This is a genomic window from Rhodanobacter sp. OR92 (assembly GCF_000427545.1).
GTDB classification, from domain to species: domain Bacteria; phylum Pseudomonadota; class Gammaproteobacteria; order Xanthomonadales; family Rhodanobacteraceae; genus Rhodanobacter; species Rhodanobacter denitrificans.
On sequence record NZ_KE386556.1, the window covers coordinates 522488 to 541958 of the forward strand.

General features: G+C 65.5%; 14 protein-coding genes. 12 read left to right on the plus strand and 2 right to left on the minus strand.

The window, feature by feature from the left end; genetic code table 11:
- Positions 1-45: 45 nt before the first annotated feature.
- Together RHOOR92_RS0114005 and RHOOR92_RS0114010 are read right to left on the minus strand one after the other, a co-directional pair.
- Positions 46-3042, minus strand: a complete 2997-nt coding sequence (locus RHOOR92_RS0114005; RefSeq protein ID WP_027490540.1) for a TonB-dependent receptor — start codon at positions 3040-3042, stop codon at positions 46-48.
- 54 nt (positions 3043-3096) lie between these two features.
- On the minus strand, positions 3097-4623 hold the full coding sequence (locus tag RHOOR92_RS0114010) for a transglutaminase domain-containing protein (RefSeq protein ID WP_027490541.1): 1527 nt from the start codon (positions 4621-4623) through the stop codon (positions 3097-3099).
- A gap of 160 nt (positions 4624-4783) precedes the next feature.
- On the opposite strand from RHOOR92_RS0114010, the gene RHOOR92_RS0114015 reads away from it, so the two are divergent.
- The 12 genes from RHOOR92_RS0114015 to RHOOR92_RS0114070 all read left to right on the plus strand — a co-directional run bounded on the left by RHOOR92_RS0114015 (position 4784) and on the right by RHOOR92_RS0114070 (position 19364).
- On the plus strand, positions 4784-5941 hold the full coding sequence (locus RHOOR92_RS0114015; protein WP_027490542.1) for a DUF819 family protein: 1158 nt from the start codon (positions 4784-4786) through the stop codon (positions 5939-5941).
- A 26-nt stretch (positions 5942-5967) separates the two neighbouring features.
- On the plus strand, positions 5968-7371 hold the full coding sequence (locus RHOOR92_RS0114020; RefSeq protein ID WP_027490543.1) for an SH3 domain-containing protein: 1404 nt from the start codon (positions 5968-5970) through the stop codon (positions 7369-7371).
- A gap of 51 nt (positions 7372-7422) precedes the next feature.
- The gene (locus RHOOR92_RS0114025) at positions 7423-8520 is read left to right on the plus strand and encodes a dipeptide epimerase (RefSeq protein ID WP_027490544.1); all 1098 of its coding nucleotides are present in this window, start codon (positions 7423-7425) and stop codon (positions 8518-8520) included.
- Entirely contained in the window at positions 8520-9377 is an 858-nt protein-coding gene (locus tag RHOOR92_RS0114030; RefSeq protein ID WP_027490545.1) for a MurR/RpiR family transcriptional regulator, read from the plus strand. Before RHOOR92_RS0114025 ends, RHOOR92_RS0114030 begins: the two co-directional genes overlap by 1 nt.
- A gap of 144 nt (positions 9378-9521) precedes the next feature.
- Entirely contained in the window at positions 9522-10301 is a 780-nt protein-coding gene (locus RHOOR92_RS0114035) for a transpeptidase (protein WP_037115446.1), read from the plus strand.
- Complete coding sequence (locus RHOOR92_RS0114040) at positions 10298-11533, plus strand: dicarboxylate/amino acid:cation symporter (protein ID WP_007509636.1); 1236 nt, start codon at positions 10298-10300, stop codon at positions 11531-11533. Before RHOOR92_RS0114035 ends, RHOOR92_RS0114040 begins: the two co-directional genes overlap by 4 nt.
- Before the next feature lie 380 nt (positions 11534-11913).
- Positions 11914-12153, plus strand: a complete 240-nt coding sequence (locus RHOOR92_RS0114045; protein ID WP_007509634.1) for a hypothetical protein — start codon at positions 11914-11916, stop codon at positions 12151-12153.
- Complete coding sequence (locus RHOOR92_RS0114050; protein ID WP_007509632.1) at positions 12150-12569, plus strand: type II toxin-antitoxin system VapC family toxin; 420 nt, start codon at positions 12150-12152, stop codon at positions 12567-12569. The genes RHOOR92_RS0114045 and RHOOR92_RS0114050 overlap by 4 nt, the downstream gene beginning before the upstream one ends.
- 58 nt (positions 12570-12627) lie before the next feature.
- Positions 12628-14082 carry a DUF3375 domain-containing protein gene (locus RHOOR92_RS0114055; protein ID WP_007509629.1) on the plus strand — a complete coding sequence of 485 codons (1455 nt, stop codon included), beginning with the start codon at positions 12628-12630 and terminating at the stop codon, positions 14080-14082.
- A 19-nt stretch (positions 14083-14101) separates the two neighbouring features.
- On the plus strand, positions 14102-14758 hold the full coding sequence (locus tag RHOOR92_RS0114060) for a DUF4194 domain-containing protein (protein WP_027490546.1): 657 nt from the start codon (positions 14102-14104) through the stop codon (positions 14756-14758).
- Positions 14755-18165, plus strand: a complete 3411-nt coding sequence (locus RHOOR92_RS0114065) for an ATP-binding protein (RefSeq protein ID WP_027490547.1) — start codon at positions 14755-14757, stop codon at positions 18163-18165. Before RHOOR92_RS0114060 ends, RHOOR92_RS0114065 begins: the two co-directional genes overlap by 4 nt.
- Positions 18162-19364, plus strand: coding sequence for a Wadjet anti-phage system protein JetD domain-containing protein (locus RHOOR92_RS0114070; RefSeq protein WP_027490548.1), 1203 nt, complete (start codon positions 18162-18164; stop codon positions 19362-19364). The genes RHOOR92_RS0114065 and RHOOR92_RS0114070 overlap by 4 nt, the downstream gene beginning before the upstream one ends.
- Positions 19365-19471 lie beyond the last annotated feature (107 nt).

Genomic DNA, 19471 nt, shown 5'->3' on the forward strand with positions numbered 1-19471 from the left:
AAGAGCGGCCCGGCAGTTGCGCGGGCCGCGATCGGGGGAGGACGATCAGAAGTTGACGGACATGGTCAGCTGGGTGAAGCGCGGCGACTGGAAGCCCAGCGGCTGGCGGAACGTGTCGCTGGTGGAATTGGAGATGGACGTCTGCAGATCCTGATCCACCGCCGTGGTGTGCTTCTGGTTGAGCAGGTTGTAGACGGCCAGCTTCACCCGGAACTCGCCGCCATCGAACGGCTGGATGTAGCTGATGCCGGCGTTGAGCGTGAAGGTCCACGGCAGGCGGCCGTACTTGCCGCGCGGCGAGCGTTCGTAGACGCGGTTCTCGGACACCGGCGAGGCGCAGTTCTGCACGCAGATGAAGTAGCTGTGGTAGTTGGTGGCGTCGTAGGGGTTGCCCACGCCGAAGCCGGTGATCGGGCCGCCGGAGGCGGCGTTCACGTCGGCGCCGAGCTGCCAGTGCGGGGTGAGCGCATAGGTGCCGCGCAGCTTGAACTGGTGGCGGCGGTCGTTCGGCAGGTAGCCGTCACCGCCCAGGTTCACCCACGGGTCGTCGAAGTTCTCGGTGCGGCCGGTGTCGTCGAAGTCGGTGTCCGAGTTGACCGGGCCTTCCGCGTTGCCGCGGTTCCACGACATCGTGTACGAGGCGTTCATCGCCCACTTCTCGTCCCACGCGCGGTTCAGCTGCAGTTCGACGGCGGCGTAGGTGCGCTTGGGCTTCACCCAGCCGCGCTGGCCCAGGTAGTTGCCCTGGGCGTCATACATCGCCCAGCCTTCCTTGGAGGTGTCCACGGTGAGGTAGCCGTCAGGGGTGCCGTCGCAGTTGGTGTCGCCCCATACGGTGACCTTCTTGCCAGGGTTGGCCATCACCCAGCCGATGTAGCCGTTCTCGCCGCACTGCGTGGTGGCGCTGATCTCCATGTCGTCGATCGCGTTGTGCAGGCGCCGGTAGGTGGCGCTGACGCCCCACGACCACTGCGAGGTGATCAGCTGCTGGAAGCCCAGGATCGCTTCGTCCTGGTAGACCGGATCCATGTTCTTGTCGACCTCGGAACGCAGGTCGCCGACGGTGCCGTCGCCCTGCGAATTGTCGACCGGGCCGATCTGCGGGCCGAGCTTCGGGACGGCGTACTCGACGCCGTTGAGGGTCTTGTACTCCCAGCCGTCGAACGCGTAGTAGGTGCGCTCGTCGAGCAGGCCGCCGGCCTGCTTGATGTTGATCACGTTGGCCACCGGCAGGTAGTAGCGGCCGAGGTTGCCGAACAGCTTGGTGCTGCCGTCGCCCTTCATGTCCCAGGAGAAGCCCAGCCGCGGCGCGATCTGCCGGCTCATCTTGATGTAGCTGCGGCCTGCGGCGTCCTGGTTGTCGAAGCTGTCGTTGCGCACGCCGGCGTTGAGCACCAGGCTGGGTGTCACCTGCCAGTTGTCCTCGATGTAGTACGCGGCATTCTTGGTGGTGAAGGTGCCGGCGATCTCGTAGCGGCGTGCGCGCACGTAGGCGTCGTAGCCGGCCGGCACCACGCCGCCGTTGGAGATGGTGGAGCCGGCGCTGGCGGCGTACAGGTTGTAGTAGTACGCGCCCGGCCCGGCGTAGTGACGGTTGTAGTCGGAGGTGTCGTTTTCGTGGTCGTAGCCGAAGCGCAGCAGATGGTCGCCCAGCGTCCACTCGAAGTCGGCGCGGGCCTGCTTGCGGGTGTCGTTGCGTTTGTACACGGTGGAGCTGCTGGTGCAGCCCAGCTGCACGCCCGGATCGTGGATCGCCCGGAACGCATTGTTCGCCGAGACGTAGTTGCAGTCGATGTCCAGCTGCGAGCGGGTGAACGCCTCGCGCTCGTTGCGGCCGTACATCAGCTTCATCGACAGGTCGTTGGTGAGGTAGCTGGTCCAGGTCAGCGCCCAGTTCTTGCCGCCGGTATCGGTGAAGACCTTGTTGGTGCGGGTGCCGATAGTGCTGGTGTCGTAGTCGTAGCTGTAGACGTCGCCGGTGTTCTTGTTCTTGTCGGAGAACGCCATCAGCTGCAACACGTTGCTGTCGGTGATGTTCCAGTCGATCGTGGTGCCCCAGAAGCCGGTATCCGAGTTGTTGGAGGTCAGCGTGGTGCCGGCGTTGTTGGTGTTGCGCGGGCTGCTGCCGCGGGCCTCGTACATGGCGAAGATGAACAGCTTGTCCTTGACGATCGGGCCGGAGGCCCAGATGTTCGTCTTCACCAGCGAGTCCTGGTCGCGGCTGGCGGTGAGGTAGCGGTGGCCGCTGGCGTCATAGTGATCGTCGGCGCGCGAATGCCAGTTGCCGGGCTCCAGGGTGATCTCCACGCCACCCTTGAACTCGTTGGTGCCTGAGCGCGCCACCGCATTGACCACGCCGCCGGTAGTGCGGCCGAACTCGACCGAGTAGCCGCCGGTCTTGACCTGGAACTGGTCGTAGAACGCGAACGGCGCTTCGGAGAAGCCGTTGCGGTTGTAGAAGTCGGTGACGTTGAGGCCGTTGACGTAGAACGCGTTCTCGGCGATCGAGGAGCCGCCGAAGGAAATGCCGCCGAAGGCGGCGTTGCCCTTGACCACGCCGGGCGCCAGCAGCGCCACCGAGGTGACGTTCTGGTCGACCGGCAGGCGCACCAGGTCGGCGCGCGAGACGATGGTGGCCGACTCGGTGGAACGGACGTCGATCACCGGCAGCACCGAGCCGGTGACGTTGATGGTGGCCAGGCTGGTCGCGTTTGCCGCGCCCAGGTCCACCGTGGTGGTGGTGCCCAGCGCCACCGTGACGTTGCGCGCCGGACCCACCGGCTGGCCGCCGCTGCTGGCGCTGATGGTGTACTGGCCCACCGGCAGGAACGGGAAGCGGTAGTTGCCGTCGTTGTCGGCGGTGATCGTGCGGGTCAGGCCGGTGGCCGGATTGGTCACGACCACGGTGGCGCCGGCTTGGGTGCGACCGGCCACCGAACCGTCGTTGTTGGCCGCGTACGCCTGCGGGCCGCCGAAGGCGGCGAGCGCCAGTCCGAGCGCCGTGCCGAGCACGGTCCTGCGCAATGTCCGGGTGTTGCTCATGTTCCCCATCTCCCCATCGACGCCGTCGATGCCATGTTTATGAAAAGCTGCCGGTTAGTTGCCGCTGCGTCCCTGCGCCGCTGGCAGGACCTGCCAGTCGAAGCCGTAATCCAGTTGATCGAAATAGAGGTCGCCGCCGCGCCATTCGGCCTCGCCGCGTTGCGAGTCCACGTCGTCGGAGCGGAACTGCCGCTTGGACGGCTGGAAGCGGCGGCCGTAGTCGTCGTTGAAGGCGATGCGCCAGTTGTCGAGGCCGCCCAGGTAGAACCACTCCAGCGCCTTGTCGTCGCCCGCCGCCCGGTGCAGCCGGCCGGTGGTGACGTCCATCGGCACCCAGCCGTACGGCGGCAGGTACAGGTAGCCCCAGTCGTGGATGTTGCTGTAGCGGCTGCCGTCGTCCGAATACACCATGCCGGACTGCCAGCGCGCGGGGATGCCGTTCAGGCGCAGCAGGGTCATCAGCAGCAGGGTCTGCTGGCCGCAGTCGGCGTGGCCGGCGTGCAGCGCGTAGTCGCTGATGTTGCTGATGGTGGAGTACTCGCGCGCGCCGGCCCAGGGGATCTGGTCGACCGCGGCGAACAGTTTCTGCGCGATGCGGTACGGGTTCTTCTCCTCGCCCACGACCTTGCGCGAGAACGCGCGCATCGCGTCGGTGAACACGATATGCGGTGCGCGCTCGGCCACGAACGGGGCCAGTTCCGGCGTGATCTTCTCTGCCGTGACCCTGGCCGGGTCGATCGCGTGGTATTGCGCGAACAGGGTCAGCTCGTAGGTGACCGAGAACACCGTCTTCTGTCCGGCCACGGCCGGCTTCTCCAGGTACACCGTGCGCTGCGGCGCCGACGCGGGTGCGATCTGGTGCGTGGCCGGCACGCTGGCCACGTAGCGGATGTCTTCCTGCTGGCCCGGCACCGCCTGCGGGTACGGAATCCACGCGCGCACGGTCTCGCCGGCGGGCACGGCGTCGGCGTCGACGGTCAGCGTCTGCGTCATGCGCAGGCGCCGCGGCAGCACGCTGCTGCGGTGTTCGGCCAGCGCGGTCTGGTAGATCGCGCGCTGGTGGTCGTTCAGCGCTTCCATCGGACCGTCGCCGATCGGCGTCTGCACGGCGCGCCGCGCCACCGCTTCGGGGCTGAGCCGGAACAGGTTGCCGGGTGAGCGCTTGAAGTACAGCGTGCGGCCGTCGATCAGCTGGTGCTCGAACAGGCCGGCCGCGTTCCACTTCGCGAACTCGGCGTCGGTGAGGTCGGGAATCTGCTTGCGCACGCGCGCCTTGACCTCGTCGGCGCCGAGGGTGAAGTCGAGCAGGATGCGGCGCATGCGTTCGCGCTGGAACGCAAGCGCGTGGCGCGTGTCGGCGGACAGGCCGGGCTGCGCCAGGGCGTCGGTGATCGCCGCGTCGGCCGCCTTGAAGTGGCCGGCGTCGATCTGGGCGATGATGGGGGTGACCGCCTTGCCGCCGGGGCCGTTGGCGGCGAACGCGAACGGCGCGGCGAGCAGCAGGGCGAGCAGGGACGCGGCGACGCGCAGGCCACGTGCATGGCAGCGTACTTTGGGTGCGACAGGTAGCAACGTATCCATCGACAAACGTCCCCGCAACGAATCCCCTGAAACCGCTGTGTAACACGCTTGCAAATGCCGGTCAATAATTTATGCTTCAATTGAAGCATGTAAGAATCAGCTATTCCTTGATGGTGGAAACCAGCCAGCCTGCGAATGCCCGCGAACGATCCACGAGGGGATGCATGTGATCCACACGGTCTGGCCCTACCTGGCGCTGATGTTGCTGGTCGCCGGTTTGTTTCCGGCGATGGAACGCCGCTTCGGCTGGAAGCTGTTTTCGGTGCTGCCGCCGATCGTGCTGACCTACCTGCTGGTCACCGCGCTGGCGGTGTCCGGGCTGTGGCAGGTCAACGCGGAGATCAAGGCGGCGCAGTCGATGCTGGTCTCGCACCTGGTGCCGGCGTTGCTGTTCCTGCTGATGATCAACTGCGACCTGCGCGCGATCTGGCGGCTCGGCCCGCGCGTGCTCGGCGTGTTCGCCTGCACCTCGCTGAGCCTGTTCGTGGCCTTCATCGGCACCTACCTGATCTATCGCCACTGGCTGCCCGGCAACGACTGGCAGCCGCTGGCCGCGCTCTCCGGCAGCTGGGTCGGCGGCACCGCGAACATGATCGCGGTGAAGCAGGCGATCGGCATGTCAGACACGTACCTGGCGATGTCGCTGCTGACCGATGCGCTGGGCTACTCGATGTGGGTGGTGGTGCTGTTCTCGGTGGCGCGGCTGGCGCCGGCGTTCAACCGCTGGACCCGGGCAAAATCCAGCGGCGACACTCCGCTGGAGCCGGTGAAGGCCAAGGCGCCGACCACCTACGACAGCGTGCTGCTGTGGCTGGGCATGGCGCTGGCGGTGGCGGCGCTGTCGGGCTGGCTGGCCAACTGGCTGCCGGTGTCCGGCATGATCAGCGCGACCACCTGGGCCATCCTGCTGGCCACCGGCTTCGGCCTGGTGGTGGCGCACACGCCACTGGCGGAGTTTCCTGGCGCCAGCACGATTTCCAGCGCGATGCTGATCAGCGTGGTGGCGGTGCTGGCCTCGCAGAGCAACTTCCAGGGCATCGCTGCGGCCCCGCTGTACCTGCTGTGCGGCGTCACCATCATCGCGATCCATGCGGTGCTGCTGATCGGCTGCGCCAAGCTGTTCCGCTTCGACCTGTACCTGTGCGGGATCTCTTCGCTGGCGCATATTGGCGGCGTGGCGGCCACGCCGATCCTGGCGGCCAGCTATTCGGCCGCGCTGGTACCGGTCGGTATCCTGCTGGCCCTGCTCGGCTACATCCTGGGCACCGGTTTCGGCCTGCTGGTGGCGACGATCCTGTCCACGCTGGCGGGCGGGTGATGCGGTTTCAACATAGGACCAAGACGATGCGAATCCCCCTGCTTGCCGCCACCGCGCTTGCGCTCGCCTTCGCCGGCGCCCCGCTGCAGGCGCGCGAGGCGAACGCTGCGTTGACCGTGCCGCCGTCCGGCGTGCTCGGCGTCGGCGAGGCGCAGCTCACGCCCGCATTCTGGATCGGCCTGCAGGCCGAGCCCGATCGGGTGATCCTCGACCGCGCCGCGATCGAGGCGCAGAACGCGAAGTTGCTGCAGCTCGATCCGTCGATGCACGGCCTGCGCGCGTTGCCGAAAACCTTGAGCCGCGAGCAGGTCGCTGGCTGGATCGAGGCGCTGTCCGAACGGCCGGACCGTCCGCTGTTCGACGTCGACGGTCGGCCGGTACCGGCCGCCACGCTGGATGCCGTGGTCGGCAACCTCGCGCTCGATGCGATTCCCGCGCAGCAGCCGACGCGCTACGGCCTGGTGGTGCGCCGCGCCGCGCTGCGCATGTTCCCGACCACGCTGCGCGTATTCAGCGAGAAGGGCGACACCGATATCGACCGCTTCCAGGAAAGCGCCGAGTTTCCCGGCACGCCGGTGGCGATCGTGCACGCCAGCGCCGACGGCCAGTGGCTGTTCGTGGTCAGCCCGCGTTACGCCGCCTGGACCGAGAAGGAGAACGTGGCCGAAGGCAGCGCGGCCGAAGTGTTCGGCTACGCCGACAAGGCGCCGTACCGGGTGATCACCGGCGCGGTAGAGCGCACCGTGTTCACCCGCGAGCAGCCGGCGGTATCGCAGCTGCCGCTGGACATGGGCACGCGCGTGCCGCTGGCGACCGGCCTGGCGCCGGACCAGCCGGTCAACGGCCAGACGCCGTACGCCGCGCACGTGCTCGAGCTGCCGCTGCGCCAGGCCAATGGCTCGCTGGGGTTCAGCCCGGCGCTGCTGCAGAAGAACACCGATACCGCCGCCGACTACCTGCCACTGACCCGTGCCAACCTGATCCGCCAGGCGTTCAAGTTTCTCGGCGAGCGCTACGGCTGGGGCCACGCCTACGACGGCCGCGACTGCAGCGGCTTCGTCTCCGACGTGTACCGCAGCATGGGCGTCGAGATGCCGCGCAACACCAGCAAGCAGGCGATCAGCCCGGCGCTGGAACGCCGCGCGTTCACCGCGAAGGACAGCCGCGAAGAACGCCTCAAGGCGGCGCATGCGTTGCAGGTGGGCGACCTGGTCTACATCCCCGGCCACGTGATGATGGTGATCGGCCAGCTGCACGGCCAGCCCTACGTGATCCACGACGTGGGCGGCATGAGTTACCGCAAGGCGGACGGCAGCAAGGCGCACGTCAAGCTCAACGCGGTGTCGGTGACGCCGCTGCTGCCGATGCTGTTCAACGACCAGCAGACCTTTGTCGACCGCATGACCAGCATCGTGCGCATCCGCCACTGAGCGCGCCTGCACCAAGAAGAAAAAGGACACAGATTCCATGAAGGCTTGCCCATGAAAATCACCGACATCCAGTTCGGCATGCTGCGGGTGCCGCTGAAGACCCCGTTCAAGACGGCGCTGCGCACGGTCAACACGGTGGAGGACATCGTGGTGATGGTGCATACCGACACGGGCCAGGTCGGTTACGGCGAGGCGCCGGCCACCGCGGTGATCACCGGCGACACCCACGGCTCGATCATCGACGCGATCCGCCACTACATCTCCCCGCGGCTGATCGGCCAGGACATCGCCAACCTCAACCACCTCACCCAGCTGATCCAGTCTTCGATGGAGAAGAACACCAGCGCCAAGGCGGCGGTGGAGATCGCGGTGTACGACCTGTGGGGCCAGCTCTACGGCGCGCCGCTGTACAAGCTCTTGGGCGGCGGCGACCCGGTGATCACCACCGACATCACCATCAGCGTCGACTACATCGACAAGATGGTGGCCGACTCGGTTTCCGCGGTGGAGCGCGGCTTCGAGTCGCTGAAGATCAAGGTGGGCAAGGACATCGGCGTCGACATCGAGCGGGTCAAGGCGATCTACGCCGCGGTGGAAGGGCGCGCGCTGCTGCGGCTGGACGCGAACCAGGGCTGGACCGCCAAGCAGGCGGTGTACGCGCTGCAGACGCTGGAGGAGGCCGGCATCAAGCTGGAGCTGATCGAGCAGCCGGTGAAGGCGCGCGACCTGGCCGGCATGCGCTACGTCACCGAGCGCGTGCACACGCCGGTGATGGCCGACGAGAGCGTGTTCGGCCCGATGGAGGTGATCGAGCTGATCCGCCTGCGCGCCGCCGACATCATCAACATCAAGCTGATGAAGACCGGCGGCATCTCCAATGCGATCCGCATCGCCGATATCGCCGGCATGCATGGCATCGAGTGCATGATCGGCTGCATGCTGGAAACCAGCATCAGCGTGGCCGCCGCGGTGCACGTGGCGGTGGCCAAGTCGAACGTGATCACCAAGATCGACCTGGACGGCCCGTCGCTGTGCCAGTTCAATCCGGTCGACGGTGGGGTAATCTTCAACGAGTCGGAAATCTCGGTGACGGACGCCCCCGGACTGGGCATCCGCGAGATCCGCGGATTGGAGAGGATCGAAGCCTGATGTCGCCGCTGGTCAAAATCCGTTCGGAACGCGACCAGATGTCGGCAGTGGAGCGGCGCATCGCCGACTTCATCCTCGAAAACGCGCAACTCCTGCGCGACTACTCCTCGCAGCAACTGGCCAATGCGCTGGGGATCAGCCAGTCCAGCGTGGTCAAGTTCACCCAGAAGCTGGGTTTCAAGGGCTATCCGGACCTGAAGTATTCGGTCGGCGAGGCGATCGCGCGCGCCGACAACGGCGACACGCCGCAGGTCGCGGAGGCGAGCGGCGGTGAAGGCGGCGGCTCGTCCGCCGGCAACCTGTGGCGGCGCAAGTCCGAGGCGGAAGAGGCGACCCGGCTGATCAATCCGCCGGAAATCCTGCAAGCCGTGGCCGACGCGATCGAGCAGGCCGGCCGCGCCGGCAAGGTGTTCATCATCGGGCTGGGCGAGGACGACATTCACGCGCGCGGCTTTGCGCTGAAGCTGTCGCTGCTGGGCATCCTCACCGTGCACAACTTCGACACCGCACGGATGACCGCGAACGTCTCCGCGGCCAGCGCCGGCGACGTGCTGCTGGTGTTCTCCGAGCACGGCAACCATCCGGCGCTGTGCAAGATCGCCCGCTACTTCCGCGAGCGCCGCGGCCAGGTGATCACGGTGACGCGGCACACAGCGAACCCGCTGCGCGCACTGGCCGACCTCGCCCTGGTGGTGTCGGCGCACGACGAGCTGCCGTACGTCCAGCCGCTGCTGTACCAGTCGGCGCTGCAGCACCTGCTCGACGGCGTATTCGTGCAGCTGTGCGAGGGCCACGACGATCGCCACGCGCAGCTGCTGGCCAACCTCGACCGCATCCAGCTGATGCTGGAGCCGTGAGGGCCGGGAATGGGGAATCGGGAATTGTAGGAGCCCGCTTGCGGGCGATACTTTTGAGCCGGGATTCGGGATTCGGGATTCGCAGAAGCACCACCCGCAAGCGGGCTCATGTTGCGTGATGAAGAATTGCCGGATGAAAAGCTGATGACTGTTCGCCGCCGCACCCTTGCCCTGCTGACGTTTGCCGTTGCGCTCGCCGGAGCCGCGCATGCCGGCGACGCGAGCGCGCGCTGGCAGAACGCCCGCCAGATGATCGTGGTCACCACCGCCGACTGGAACGCCGACCAGGGCGAGCTGCGCGCCTTCGAGCGCCACGGCGATGCCTGGCGGGAAGTCGTCGCGCCCGCACCGGTGACCATCGGCAAGAACGGCGCCGGCTGGGGCCTGGGCCTGAACGCGCCGCAGACCGGCGGCCCGGTGAAGCACGAGGGCGACAACCGCAGCCCGGCCGGCGTGTTCCGCATCGGCGAGGCGTTCGGCTACGCCGCGCACGCGGCCACCGCGCTGCCGTACCGCGCGCTCACCGCCACCGACTGGTGCATGGATGTCAGCGGCACGGCGCAGTACAACCGCATCGTCGACGCCAACGTGGTCGGTGCCGACGCGGTGAAGGGTTCCAGCGAACCGATGCGGCGCGACCTGCATGCGAACGGCGACCAGCGCTACCGGTTCGGCTTCGTGATCGAGCACAACGCGCAGGCGGCGCCGCAGGGCGGCAGCTGCATCTTCGCGCACTTGTGGAAGTCGCCCGCCGACGCCACCGCCGGCTGCACCGCGATGACGCCGGCGCTGATGCAGCGGCTGCTGGCCTGGCTGAAGCCGCAGGACCACTCGGTGTTCGTGCTGCTGCCGCAGGCCGAGTACGAACGCCTGCGCGCGTCGTGGCGGCTGCCGGCGCTGGTCACCGCGGAGCCTGCGCAGTGAGTGCCACCAGTCGGGTGCTGACCGGGCTGGCCGCCGGCGCGCTGATCGGCCTGCTGCTGGCCGGCTGGGACGAAACCGTGGCGTTGCAGGTGGCGAACGTGGCGCAGCCGATCGGCAAGCTGTGGTTGAACGCGCTGCAGATGACGGTGGTGCCGCTGGTGCTGGCGCTGGTGGTGGTGGGCGTCAATACCGCCACCGACGCGGCCGCCTCGGGCCGCATCGCGCGACGCGCGATCGTGGTGTTCATCGTGGTACTGACCGGCGGCGCGCTGTTCGCCGCGCTGGCCGCGCCGCTGGTGTTCGCGCTGTTCCCGCACAATCCGGCGCTGATCACCGCGCTCGACCACGCCAGCGTGCCCGCGGCCGCGCAGGCGGCGCCGAACTGGATCGACACGCTGGTGGCGATCGTGCCGAACAACGCGGTCATGGCCGCGGCGCAGAGCGCGATGCTGCCGCTGGTGGTGTTCGCGCTGTTCCTCGGTTTCGCGCTGACCCGGATCGCGCCGGCGCGGCGCGCGCTGCTGATGGAATTCTTCCAGGCGATCAGCGATACGATGATCGTGATCGTGCGCTGGGTGCTGTGGATCGCGCCGCTGGGCGTGTTCGCGCTGATCCTTTCCGTGTGCGCTCGCTCGGGCTTAGGGATGCTCAGCGCGCTCGGCGTATACGTGCTGGTCGAGTGCCTGCTGTACCTGGCGGTCACCGTGATGCTGCTGCCGCTGGCGGTGGTGTTCGGCGGCGAGAAGCTGCGCCGGTTCGCGCTGGCGCTGGTGCCGGCGCAAGTGGTGGCGGTCAGCACGCAGTCCTCGCTGGCCTCGCTGCCGGCGATGTTGGAAAGCGCCGACCGTCGGCTCGGCTATCCGCAGCAGGTCGCCGCGCTGGTGCTGCCGATGGCGGTGAGCCTGTTCCGCCTGACCAGCCCGGTGCAATATGTGACCTCGGCGGTGTTCATCGCCTGGGCCTACGGCATCGACCTGTCCACCGCGCAGCTGCTTGCCGGCGCGCTGCTCGCGGTGGTGATCAGCCTGGGTTCGGTCGGCCTGCCGGGCCAGGTCACCTTCATCGCCACCAACCTGCCGGTGGCGCAGGCGATGGGCCTGCCGCTCAGCCCGCTGGGCCTGATGCTGGCGGTCGACACCCTCCCCGACGCGCTGGCCACGCTGGGCAACGTCACCGGCGACCTCACCGCCACCAGCGTGGTGACGCGGCAGTCGCGGCGCGATACGGCCTGAATTGCCGGCTCTTCCGTTGCGTAGGGTGGTACGGCTTGCGCTCCTTTGTCGCCGACTTTGCACCATACGCTCCAGGTTTCTGCTGGATCGCCATACAAGGCGGCGACGGCATCCACGCCAGCCTTGCCAGGGCGAAACCTGTGCCTGTCTGGTGGGCCTGTCGTTGCGCGCGCTGCAGGTCGATGTCTGGGTTGTCCACGGCGATGCGTGCCACCTCTTTCGTTGTAGTCGTCTGCGGCGCAAAAACGTCAATCTTTCGATTTCTACCCGGGTTTTACCCCGCCCTCGGCCCTCGAGGACGCCAAGGGCTTGCCGCAATTGCAAGCAATGCATAGAATGCAGTCAATGCTTAATCCGAGTACATTTTAATGACTACGACCATGACCATCCGCAACATCGATGATCAGCTGAAGGCCCGATTGCGCATGAAGGCGGCCATGCATGGGCGTTCGATGGAAGAAGAGGCGCGCGATATTCTGCGTGCGGCACTGTCTGTCCAGCCGGTACGCGCGACCACCCTGGTCGAGGCGATCCGTGCGCGCATCGCGCCCTTGAAAGGTATCGAGTTGACGTTGCCAGAGCGCGGCCCCTTGCGCGAACCGCCGGAGTTCGGCGTGTGATCATCCTGGACACCAATGTCCTTTCCGAAACCCTTCGGCCGGCGCCTGACGAGCGTGTATTGACCTGGCTCGGAGCCCAGCCCCGGCCAGCGCTGTTCACCACCACGGTTACACGAGGGGAATTGTTCTACGGCTTGCACCTGCTTGCGGATAGCCAGCGCAAAACGAGCCTGCTGAGCGCGGTTCTATCCATCTTCGATGCCGACCTGGCGGGACAGGTACTGAGTTTTGACAGCGATGCGGCGGACGCTTATGCCGAGATCGCCGCCAACCGCAGAGCCGCGGGTAAACCCATCAGCCAATTCGATGCGATGATCGCGGCGATCGCCCGATCCCGGGGGGCGGGTCTCGCCACACGCAACGTCAAGGATTTCGTGGATTGCGGTATAGCCGTCATCAATCCATGGGCGGCGTGATGGTGAGCGCGAATGGGCGGTCTCGAAAAGGCGCGCACGGTGCGATGGACTGAGCAGCATGACCCTGGACTTCGCCACGCTCGACGCACTGCGGACCCGCCATCCCGCATGGACGCTGCTGCGCTCTGACCACGCGGCGCTGGTGGCGAGTTTTCTGCACAGGACGTTTGTGGCGTCCAATGTACGGGTGATGGCGGCGGCCGATCTTGCCGAGGCACTGGAAGATGAGCTGTATGCCCTGCGTCAGCAGCTTGGCGATGGCAGCTTTCCCAAGCCGGCGCGAGACTATCTCAACGATTGGGCCGCTTCGGACAAGAGCTGGCTGCGCAAGTTCTATCAACCGGGTACCGACGAGCCGCAGTTCGATCTGACGCCAGGCACCGAGAAGGCCATTGCCTGGCTGGGCCAACTCGCCGAGCGCAGTTTCGTGGGCACGGAATCGCGGCTCCTCACGCTGTTCGAGTTGCTCAAGCAGATGAGCGAAGGCACCGAGTCCGATCCGGCCAAGCGCATCGCCGAATTGCACAGGAAGCGCGACGAGATCGATGCCGAGATCGCGCAGGTGATCGCCGGCAATGTGCCTCTGCTCGACGATGCGGCAGTGAAGGACCGCTTCCAGCAGTTCATGCAGCTCGCCCGCGAGCTGCTGACGGATTTCCGCGAAGTGGAGTCCAATTTCCGCCAATTGGACCGCAGGGTGCGCGAGCGGATTGCCCTGTGGGAAGGTTCGAAAGGGGCGCTGCTCCAAGAAATCATGGGCGAGCGTGACGCCATTGGCGATTCGGATCAGGGGCGCAGCTTTCGTGCTTTCTGGGATTTCCTGATGTCCAGCCGTCGACAGGAGGAACTGACCGAGCTGCTGGAACGAGTGCTGTCCCTTTCGCCGGTGGCCGATCTCAGACCTGATGCCCGCACCCGGCGGGTGCACTACGACTGGCTGGAGGCGGGCGAACACACGCAACGCACGGTGGCGCTGCTGTCACAGCAGTTGCGGCGCTTTCTCGATGATCAGGCCTGGCTGGAGAACCGCCGGATCATGGATATTCTGCACGGTATCGAGAGCAAGGCGTTGGCCTTGCGACAGGCGCCACCGCCAGGTGAAGTCATGGCCATCGCCGAGCCCGCGGCCTCGATTGACCTGGCGATGGAACGTCCGTTGCATGCGCCGGCGTTCAAGTCAGTGATCGCGGACATCGCGTTGCAGGAGGACGATGATGACGTGGATCCTTCGGCGTTGTACGAGCAGATCGTCATCGACAAGGCGCGCCTGGTGCGCCACATTCGTCAAACGCTGCAAGCGCGTGGGCAGATCACGCTGCGCGAGTTGATCGAAGGACAGGCATTGCAGCAAGGTCTGGCCGAATTGGTGGCCTACCTGCAGTTGGGCAGCGAAGCGTTCAAGACCGTGGTGGACGAGAGCGTCATCGAGCCGATTGCCTGGCAGGCGGTCGCGCGCGATGGTTCGGCCTTGCGTCGGCAGGCCCGGCTGCCGCGCATCCTGTTTGTGAGATGAGAATGTTCGTGAGGTAAGCATGGGCGACGAGCAATGCCTGGCCACGGATCATGCCGATTCCGTCGCGACCACGATCCAGTTCGATCTTTCGACGCTGGCGATCACCCTGTTGAAGGGTGTCGTTTATCGCGAGGGAGATGAGCGGCTCTGGGGCAGCCTGCTGAATCTGCAGGTGCGAGTGCGCGACTACGTGGGCGTGTTGGGCCTGGATCTGGTGCTGGATGAGGCCGAGGGCTACGCCTTTCTCAAGAGTCGCCCGGCACCGGCGGACGAGGATGCCAGCCCTCAGCTACCCCGTCTGGTGGTGCGTCGCCCGTTGTCGTTCCCGGTCAGTTTGCTGCTGGCGTTGCTGCGCAAGAAGCTGGCGGAATTCGACGCCGGCGGCGGCAACACGCGGCTGGTGCTGACACGCGAGGAGATCGTCGAGTTGGTGCGCGTGTTCCTGCCCGACAGCAGCAACGAAGCCCGGCTGGTCGACCAGATCGATGCGCAGATCACCAAGGTGGTCGAGCTGGGCTTTCTGCGGCGTCTGAAGCCCGCCAGTGGCCCGGTGTGGGAGGTGCGCCGCATCCTCAAGGCGTATGTCGATGCGCAGTGGCTGGCCGAGTTCGACGCGCGACTCGCCGCCTACCAGGCGCAATTGTCTGGCACGACGGCCATGGACGACGCGAAATGAACGAGCCGCTTTCCCCCAGCCTGAATTTCGTGGGCGATGACACCTTGTCGGGCTTTCGTCTGAAACGGCTCGAAGTGCTGAACTGGGGCACCTTCGACAAGCGGGTGTGGACGTTGCAGCTCGATCGACGCAATGGTTTGCTTACCGGTGACATCGGCTCGGGCAAGTCCACCCTGGTCGACGCGATCACGACCTTGCTGGTGCCGGCGCAGCGGATTGCCTACAACAAGGCCGCCGGTGCCGACAGCAAGGAACGCACACTGCGCTCCTACGTGCTCGGGCACTACAAATCCGAACGTCATGAGACCACCGGCACCGCCAAGCCGGTAAGCCTGCGCGGCAACGACAGTTACTCGGTCATCCTCGGTGTCTTCCACAATGCCGGTTACGACCAGACGGTGACGCTGGCCCAAGTTTTCTGGATGAAAGAGGCACAAGGGCAACCGGCGCGTTTCTTCGTGGGTGCCGAGCGGGAGTTGTCGATCGCCGAACACTTCGCCCAGTTCGGCTCGGACATGACCCAGCTGCGCAGAAAGCTGCGCAAAGCGGGTGCCGAAATCGAAGATGGCTTTCCGAAATACGGCGCGTGGTTCCGCCGCCGTTTCGGCATCGAAAGCGATCAGGCGCTCGAACTGTTCCACCAGACCGTGTCGATGAAGTCGGTCGGCAACCTGACCGACTTCGTGCGTAGCCACATGCTTGAGCCGTTCGAGGTGGCTTCCCGCATCCAGGCATTGATCACGCACTTTGACAACTTGAACCGCGCGCACCAGGCGGTGCTCAAGGCACAGCACCAGGTTGAACTGCTCACGCCACTGGTGGCCGATGGCGAGCGGCATGCCACGATGGTGGTTGAGGTGACGGCGCTGCGTGCCTGCCGCGAAGCGCTGCGGCCGTATTTCGCCGGGATCAAGCTCGGGCTGCTGGACAAGCGCATCACCGGTCTGACGAGCGAGTGGCAGCGGCAGGATGCCCAGGTAAGGCGGCTGGAAGCGCATTGCAGTGGCCAGCGCGGCGAGCAACGAGAACTTGAGCGCAGCATTGCCGACAACGGTGGCGAGCGTATCGCGCGTCTGGCCAATGACATTCGTCGCAAGGAAGCCGAGCAAGCGACCAAGCGGGGCAAATCCACGCAATACGAAGCGCTGGTGCTTGACGTCGGCGAAACACTGCCTGATGTCGAGCAGGATTTCCTGACCTTGCGCAAGCGGTTCGCTGCGCTCGATGAGCGGTCTCGGGAGCGCGAGGCGACGTTGCAGAACGAGCTTACCGAACATGCCGTCAGCCTGCGCCAGGGTCGGGAAGAACATGCGGCGCTGCGAACCGAGATCAATAGCCTGAAGGCTCGGCGCAGCAATATTCCCGAGCAACAAGTGGCGATGCGTTCCGCCTTGTGTCACGCCCTCGAACTGGCCGAAGAGGACATGCCGTTTGCCGGCGAGTTGCTGCAGGTACGCGATGACGAGCGCGACTGGGAGGGTGCCGCCGAACGGCTGCTGCGCAGCTTCGGCCTGTCGCTGTTGGTACCGAACGAGCACTACATCCAGGTCGCCGATTGGGTCGATCGCACGCACCTGAAAGGGCGTCTGGTCTATTTCCGCATACGGCAGGCCGCGCGCGGTGCGTTGCCGGGCCTGCACACCGATTCGTTGGCGCGCAAGCTGGCGGTCAAGTCCGATTCGCCTTTCTACGACTGGCTGGATCGTGAGGTGGCCCATCGATTCGACGTGGCCTGCTGCCTCACCCAGGAACAGTTTCGCCGCGAGACGCGCGCCATCACCCGCGCCGGCCAGATCAAGGCACCGGGCGAGCGCCACGAGAAGGACGATCGCCATCGGCTGGATGACCGCAGCCATTACGTGCTCGGTTGGACCAATGCCGCCAAGATCGCCGCGCTGGAGACCAAGGCCAGGGTGCTGGAATCCAGCCTGGCCGACGTGGGTGCGCAAATCGCGGGACTTCAGACGGAGCAGGATGCGCTCAAGAAGCGCCTCGCCACACTGTCCAAGCTCGACCTGTTCGTCGACTTTCAGGAGATCGACTGGCAATCGACGGCGCTGGAGGTGGCGCGTCTCATGCAAGAGAAGCAATCACTGGAATCGGGCTCCGACGTGCTCCGACAGTTGACCGATCAATTGAATGCATTGACAGCTGCCTTGCAGGTCGTCGAAAAGGAGCTGGAGGATCGCAAGGACAGGCGTTCCAGAACCGATCAGAAGAAGACCGACGCGCAGATCCTGCGCGAACAGGCGCAGACGGTGCTGAACGAATCGGACGCGGCCGCCCATGCGGTCCATTTTGCACGGCTCGAAGCTATGCGCGAGGGCGCGCTCGACGATCATCAGCTGACGGTCGAAACGTGTGCCAACCGCGAAAGCGATATGCGCAATTGGCTGCAGAACAGCCTTGACGCCGAGAACAAGAAGCTCGAACGTCTGCGCGATAAAATCATCGACGCCATGCGTGTCTACTGCACCGCCTTCCCGCTTGATACCCAGGAAGTCGACGTCGCCGTGGAAGCATGTGGCGAATACCGCACGATGCTGGACAAACTGAAGGCTGATGACCTGCCGCGCTTCGTTGCCAGCTTCAAAAAGCTGCTGAACGAGAACACGATCAACGAGATCGCCAACTTCAACGCCCAGCTGGCTCGCGAGCGCGAAACCATCAAGGAACGTATCGCGCGCATCAACGACTCGCTCACCCAGATCGACTACAACCCCGGCCGCTATATCGTGCTGGAATCCCAGCTCAGCCCCGATGCGGAGATTCGCGATTTCCAGACGGATTTACGCGCATGTACCGAGGGAGCGGTGATCGGCTCGGACGATGCCCAGTATTCCGAAGCGAAGTTCGTGCAGGTCAAGACCATCATTGACCGCTTTCGCGGTCGCGAGGGTCTGTCCGAACAGGATCGGCGCTGGACATCCAAGGTCACCGACGTGCGCAACTGGTTCCTGTTTGCCGCCAGCGAGCGCTGGCGCGAGGACGACACCGAGTTCGACCACTACTCGGACTCGGGTGGCAAATCGGGTGGTCAGAAGGAGAAGTTGGCGTATACGATCCTGGCCGCCAGTCTGGCGTACCAGTTCGGTCTGGAGTGGGGCGCGGTGCGCTCTCGATCCTTCCGCTTCGTGGTGATCGACGAGGCTTTCGGGCGTGGTTCCGACGAGTCGGCGCACTATGGCCTCCGGCTCTTTCAACAGCTCAACCTGCAACTCCTGATCGTCACGCCGTTGCAGAAGATCCATATCATCGAGCCCTTTGTGGCCCATGTCGGCTTCGTCCACAACGAAGCGGGCAGTTCATCGAAACTGCGCAACCTGACCATCGAGGAATACCGCGCGCAGAAGGTTGTGCATGCCATGGCGACAGCCCCACTGGAGACGGAGCGCGACGCTGAATGATCTGGACCACACCGGGTGATCTGAAGGCCCAACTTGCGCGCCTGTGGGACCGGGGCGTGCTGCCGCGCCTGCTGGTCACCGCGGAGCCCGGGTTCCCGCTGCGGCTTGTGCTGAAAGGGCCTGCGTCGTCCGACCTGGCCGACCGTTTCGAGGTTGTGCGCGCGTGGGCCGTCGAACTGGCGGCCACGCCCCATGTCCGTATCGAATGGCGCGAAGTCCGTCACCGTGTCCAGGGTGCGCAACGTTTGCCGGACCAAGTCTGGGTCGACACCATGGATGACGCCTTGGCCCTGCTGGGCAGGCGGCGTGACGCCGCGGGTCTTTCACGCGTGGTGGCGATGACGCATGCCGCGGCACCCCTGCTGCTGCCCTGGTTGGCCAGACGTCCCTTGCAGGCCATCGAGCTGGCCGACTCGTGGCCGCATCTGATCGCCGTGGTGCAATGGTTGGTCGAGCATCCGCGTCCCGGCATTTATCTGCGCCAGGTCGACGTTGCCGGTGTCCACAGCAAATTCATCGAGGCTCATCGCACCGTACTGTCGGAGCTGTTCGACCTGATGCTTCCTGCGCAGGCCGTGGCTTTGGACCGGACGGGCGCCAGCGCGTTTGCAGCTCGCTATGGGTTTGCGGACAAACCGGCCCGCGTCCGCATGCGTGTTCTGGACGAGCAGGTTCGATGGTTTCCCTGCGCCGCGCGGCCGGACATCACCCTGGATGCCGGCAGTTTTGCCAGCCTGGCGTTGCCGATCCAGCGTGTATTCATCACCGAGAACGAAACCAACTTCCTCGCGTTCCCGGCGACTCGTGGCGCGATCGTGATCTTCGGTGCCGGCTATGGCTGGGATGCCCTCGCCGGGGCTGCTTGGCTGAAGCGGTGCGCCATCCATTATTGGGGCGACATCGACACTCACGGCTTTGCCATACTCGATCAGTTACGCAGCCGTTTCGATCATGTCTCGTCGCTGCTGATGGATCGCACTACATTGGATGCGCACGAGGTGCACTGGGGCGAGGAGCACGAGCAGGTGCTCCACGATCTGCCCCGACTCAGCCCCGACGAGCGTGCGCTGTTCGATGATCTGCGCGACAACCGCATCCGGGAAAACCTGCGCCTCGAGCAGGAACGGATAGGATTTCACTGGCTGACCGAGGCCATTTTGGGCCTCCCCGGTATGCCAAGCCGCGAAGTCGAACGCTGATGAGCGGATGCGTTACCCGATTTTTGCCCTTCGTTTCAAGGCTGCGAGGGTGGTCATGTTCGCTGGATAATCGACAATAGGATGCCGAGCCGGCATAACGCATGCGG

Coding starts and splice junctions, on each gene's coding strand:
- RHOOR92_RS0114005 (WP_027490540.1), bottom strand. CDS start 3,042: ATGAGCAACACCCGGACATTGCGCAGGACCGTGCTCGGCACGGCGCTC.
- RHOOR92_RS0114010 (WP_027490541.1), bottom strand. CDS start 4,623: ATGGATACGTTGCTACCTGTCGCACCCAAAGTACGCTGCCATGCACGT.
- RHOOR92_RS0114015 (WP_027490542.1), top strand. CDS start 4,784: ATGCATGTGATCCACACGGTCTGGCCCTACCTGGCGCTGATGTTGCTG.
- RHOOR92_RS0114020 (WP_027490543.1), top strand. CDS start 5,968: ATGCGAATCCCCCTGCTTGCCGCCACCGCGCTTGCGCTCGCCTTCGCC.
- RHOOR92_RS0114025 (WP_027490544.1), top strand. CDS start 7,423: ATGAAAATCACCGACATCCAGTTCGGCATGCTGCGGGTGCCGCTGAAG.
- RHOOR92_RS0114030 (WP_027490545.1), top strand. CDS start 8,520: ATGTCGCCGCTGGTCAAAATCCGTTCGGAACGCGACCAGATGTCGGCA.
- RHOOR92_RS0114035 (WP_037115446.1), top strand. CDS start 9,522: ATGACTGTTCGCCGCCGCACCCTTGCCCTGCTGACGTTTGCCGTTGCG.
- RHOOR92_RS0114045 (WP_007509634.1), top strand. CDS start 11,914: ATGACCATCCGCAACATCGATGATCAGCTGAAGGCCCGATTGCGCATG.
- RHOOR92_RS0114055 (WP_007509629.1), top strand. CDS start 12,628: ATGACCCTGGACTTCGCCACGCTCGACGCACTGCGGACCCGCCATCCC.
- RHOOR92_RS0114060 (WP_027490546.1), top strand. CDS start 14,102: ATGGGCGACGAGCAATGCCTGGCCACGGATCATGCCGATTCCGTCGCG.
- RHOOR92_RS0114065 (WP_027490547.1), top strand. CDS start 14,755: ATGAACGAGCCGCTTTCCCCCAGCCTGAATTTCGTGGGCGATGACACC.
- RHOOR92_RS0114070 (WP_027490548.1), top strand. CDS start 18,162: ATGATCTGGACCACACCGGGTGATCTGAAGGCCCAACTTGCGCGCCTG.